Source organism: Prosthecobacter sp. (assembly GCF_020439865.1).
In the GTDB taxonomy this organism is placed as follows: Bacteria; Verrucomicrobiota; Verrucomicrobiia; order Verrucomicrobiales; family Verrucomicrobiaceae; genus Prosthecobacter.
In genome coordinates this window covers 1-4,055 of the sequence record NZ_JAGRPF010000170.1, presented here as the reverse complement: position 1 = coordinate 4,055, position 4,055 = coordinate 1, and the positions used below count along the sequence as shown (strand labels likewise).

General features: G+C 58.3%; 1 protein-coding gene and 1 rRNA gene. One reads left to right on the top strand and one right to left on the bottom strand.

What is annotated here, in order from left to right:
* Nucleotides 1–213: ribosomal RNA gene (locus tag KDL09_RS20140) — 16S ribosomal RNA — on the bottom strand; the annotation flags it as partial.
* A 1,338-nt stretch (nt 214–1,551) separates the two neighbouring features.
* On the opposite strand from KDL09_RS20140, the gene acnA reads away from it, so the two are divergent.
* The coding region (gene acnA / locus KDL09_RS20135) for an aconitate hydratase AcnA (RefSeq protein WP_294389148.1) at nt 1,552–4,055 on the top strand (2,504 nt) is incomplete at its 3' end.

The following is a 4,055-nucleotide window of genomic DNA, read 5'->3' as shown; positions in this document are numbered from 1 at the left end:
CCTTGCGGTCCCCGTCTTTAGTCTTTCGACCACATGCGGTATTAATCCAAGTTTCCCTGGGCTATCCCCCGCTTCCCGGAATGTATCCACGTGTTACGCACCCGTTCGCCACTAGACTTCACTTGTATTGCTACTCATGAAGTCCCGTTCGACTTGCATGTCTTATCCACGCCGCCAGCGTTCGTTCTGAGCCAGAATCAAACTCTCCAAAAATTGGTGCTGGCTTTTTAAAAGCCAGCCAAATTGACTGTGTCTGTTTAAACCACAGACACCTGCGCACTTATTCGCGCAGCGCACAATTTAGCCTTTTGTTTTCTAACAACATTGCTCGGCTTTCGCCTCACTTTGCTGTTTCTGTTTTCTAAAAGATCGTTTCTGATTTTCGGGAAATGTGAGTCGCTTTTTGCGTCTCGCGCTTCCTTGTTTCAGCCGCTGTTTTTCGCTAGCGGATGGGCAGATTAGTACAACTCCGAGACCCTGCAACATCATTTTGATCTTTTTTTCAAATAATCCGATTCTGGGGTTCGGCGGGGCCCGCCATTCGGTCACAATCATCGCTTGCCAACGATCATTTTGCACTTCGGACAAGCGGTAGGTTTGACATTCGTTCCATTGGCAAAAACACGTACTGCTTCCAGTCGGAACATCGCTTCACGTGAGTCGTTCTCACTTCCTCACGCAGCACAGCAAGTCACGTAATCGATCTGGCACATGCCGCACGATGCCGTCGCGCATGTGATTGCTTGATGCGCCTCTCAACAAGACGCTGCACTCGACTCCACTTGGAGAAAGCAGACTGCACTTTGAGCCAGGGAGTTTTCAACGAGTGCGAAGAACTCATCGGGCATCGTCTAACAAAGCGCACGACTAACATCGGGCCGTCTCGAGTCATGCGTCACTCGCCAACATGAACGAAAACCACACATCGCGCGATTCAATGATTGGAGTTTTGCGAAGCCGTGCAGTGCCATTCAAACTGCATCAGCTTTCGAACACATCTCGACCGCTGTTTCTTGAGCTGCGCGGCCTTTTGAAAGCTTTGGTGTTTTCAAGATCCAAACACCGGCGATCGATCATCATGCAATCGACGTGCCCAGCTCTAAGCAAAGTCCGTTAATCCGCCGCGGAACTCAATTGCATGCGGAGAATAACGAGCTCTTTGCTGGCACAAGCAGATCGCGGAGCAACTGTGACTTGGTCCACTCGAATGGGTCACGAAGTTGCCGGTCTTAAATCGATGACAAACCCACAGGCTTGAAATCTCGATGCATCCGAGGGGACTCTACATCCTGGTCAAAGTGATCGACGATTGGAACGCACCTTCGCTGACTCAGCAGCAGGCTTTGCCAAACGAACCGGCATACGCCTAAAACCACGGGCACGGATTCCCTAGGCATCTTGAAATTCCGGCGGTCGCCTCAACTTCCGTCGGCATCATGCTGAAATACCATGTGAACCGAGCGGGTGGCCTTTTCCGTTTGCAGGGTGGGTCAAAAAAGTGGTGTCTTTCGTGCTACGCTCGCTATTTCGTTGGCCCCTACTCTCATCACAATGAACACCCCTCAGACCTTCACCACTGGCAACGGCTCCGCCGGCAAGTATTACTCCCTTCCGGCCCTCGAGGCCGCAGGCATCGGCAAAGTCTCGAAGCTGCCTGTTTCGATCCGCATCGTGCTCGAGTCGCTGCTGCGCAATCTGGATGGCAAGAAGGTCACCGAGGCCGATGTCAAAAATCTCGCCAACTGGAACGCGAAGGCGCCCGGCGAGTATGAGATCCCGTTCACCGTCGCCCGCATCGTGCTACAGGACTTCACTGGTGTGCCGCTTCTCGTCGATCTCGCCGCGATGCGTACCAAAGTGAAGGAACTGGGTGCCAATCCGAAGATGGTGGAGCCGCTCGTGCCCGTCGATCTCGTGGTGGACCACTCGGTGCAGGTCGATTTCGCCGGCACGCAGCAGGCGCTGAATCAAAACCTCGCGCTGGAGTTTGAGCGCAACAAAGAGCGCTACCAGTTCCTGAAGTGGGGCGAGCAGGCCTTCGATACCTTCAAGGTCGTGCCTCCCGGCATTGGCATCGTGCATCAGGTGAACCTCGAATACCTCGCGAAGGGCGTGCTGGAGAAAGACGGCGTGTATTACCCGGATTCGCTCGTCGGCACGGACTCGCACACGACGATGATCAACGGCCTCGGCGTCGTCGGTTGGGGCGTGGGCGGCATTGAAGCCGAGGCAGGCATGCTCGGCCAGCCGGTGACCTTCCTCGTGCCGGAAGTCGTGGGCGTTTACCTCACCGGAGCGCTGAAAGAAGGCGTCACCGCCACCGACCTCGTGCTCGAAGTGACTCAGAAACTCCGCAAGCTCGGCGTCGTCGGCAAATTCGTCGAGTTCTACGGCCCCGGCGCCGTCAGTCTGCCGGTCACGGACCGTGCGACCATCGCGAACATGGCGCCCGAATACGGCGCCACGATGGGCTTCTTCGGCGTCGATGAAGAAACCGTTGCCTACCTGCGCGGCACTGGCCGCAGCGAGGAGCTGTGCAAGACCGTCGAGGCCTACTACAAGGCGCAGGGCATGTGGGGCATCCCCACCGAGAAGGGCGCGATCGAATTCACCACCGAGATGGAAATGGACCTCGGCGACGTCGTCCCATGCGTCTCCGGTCCGAAGCGTCCGCAGGACCGCATCACCGTGCCTGATTTGAAGAGCAAGTTCAACGACCTGCTCGTCGCCGACGTGAAGGCCGGCGGTTTCGGCAAGGCACCCGCCTCGCAGGTCGTCGAGCACCTCGGTGAATCGGCCGGCAGCGCCGTTTCGGCGGTGGGCGCCACTGCGGGCGTCGATGTCGTTTCCGACAAGACCTCCTACGAAGTCACCGTCGATTCCAAAGACGGCATCAAGGACACCATCACCGACGGCAGTGTGCTCATCGCCGCCATCACGAGCTGCACGAACACCAGCAACCCGAGCGTCATGCTCGCCGCGGGTCTGCTCGCGAAGAAGGCGAACGCGAAAGGATTGACCGTGAAGCCAGCGGTGAAAACCAGCCTTGGACCAGGATCGCGCGTCGTGACCGATTACCTCAACAAGACCGGCCTCCAGGTCGAACTCGACAAGCTCGGCTTCCAGACCGTCGGCTACGGCTGCACCACCTGCATCGGCAATTCCGGCCCGCTTGACCCCGGCATTGAAGATGTCGTCAAAGGCCAGGATATCGTCGCCGCCTCCGTGCTCTCCGGGAACCGCAACTTCGAAGCCCGCGTGCACCAGAGCATCAAGGCGAACTTCCTCATGTCGCCCCCGCTCGTTGTCGCCTACGCCATCGCTGGCACGGTCGATATCGACTTGAGCCAGGACGAACTCGTCGCCGGTAGCGGCGTCTATTTGAAGGACATCTGGCCCACGCTCTCCGAAGTGCGCGACGCGATGGCCTCCGCGCTTTCGCCCGAGGTCTTCCGCAAGCTCTACACCGATTTCGCCTCGCAGAATCCGAAGTGGAACGAGATCAAAGGCAGTATCGGCGAAGTCTTCGAGTGGGACGGCAAGTCCACCTACATCCAGCATCCGCCCTTCTTCGCTGACTTCAGCATGACCCCCGGCGATATCACCGAGATCAAGGGTGCGCGTCCGCTCGGCATCTTCGGCGACTCCGTCACCACCGACCACATCAGCCCCGCTGGTGCGATCAAGAAAGACAGTCCCGCCGGCCGTTTCCTCACCGAAAACGGCGTCGCGCAGAGCGACTTCAACAGCTACGGCAGCCGTCGCGGCAACGATCTCGTCATGACCCGCGGCACCTTCGCCAACGTGCGCATCAAGAACCTCATGCTCGGCGGCAAGGAAGGCGGCAACACGCTGCTTCAGCCTGCCGGCACCGAAACGAGCATCTACGACGCCGCCGAAGCCTACAAGGCCGCCGGCACGCCGACGATCGTCATCGGCGCCGAAGACTACGGCATGGGCTCCAGCCGCGACTGGGCGGCCAAAGGCACGCGTCTCCTGGGCGTGAAGGCCGTCATCACGAAGTCCTTCGAGCGCATCCACCGCAGCAACCTCGT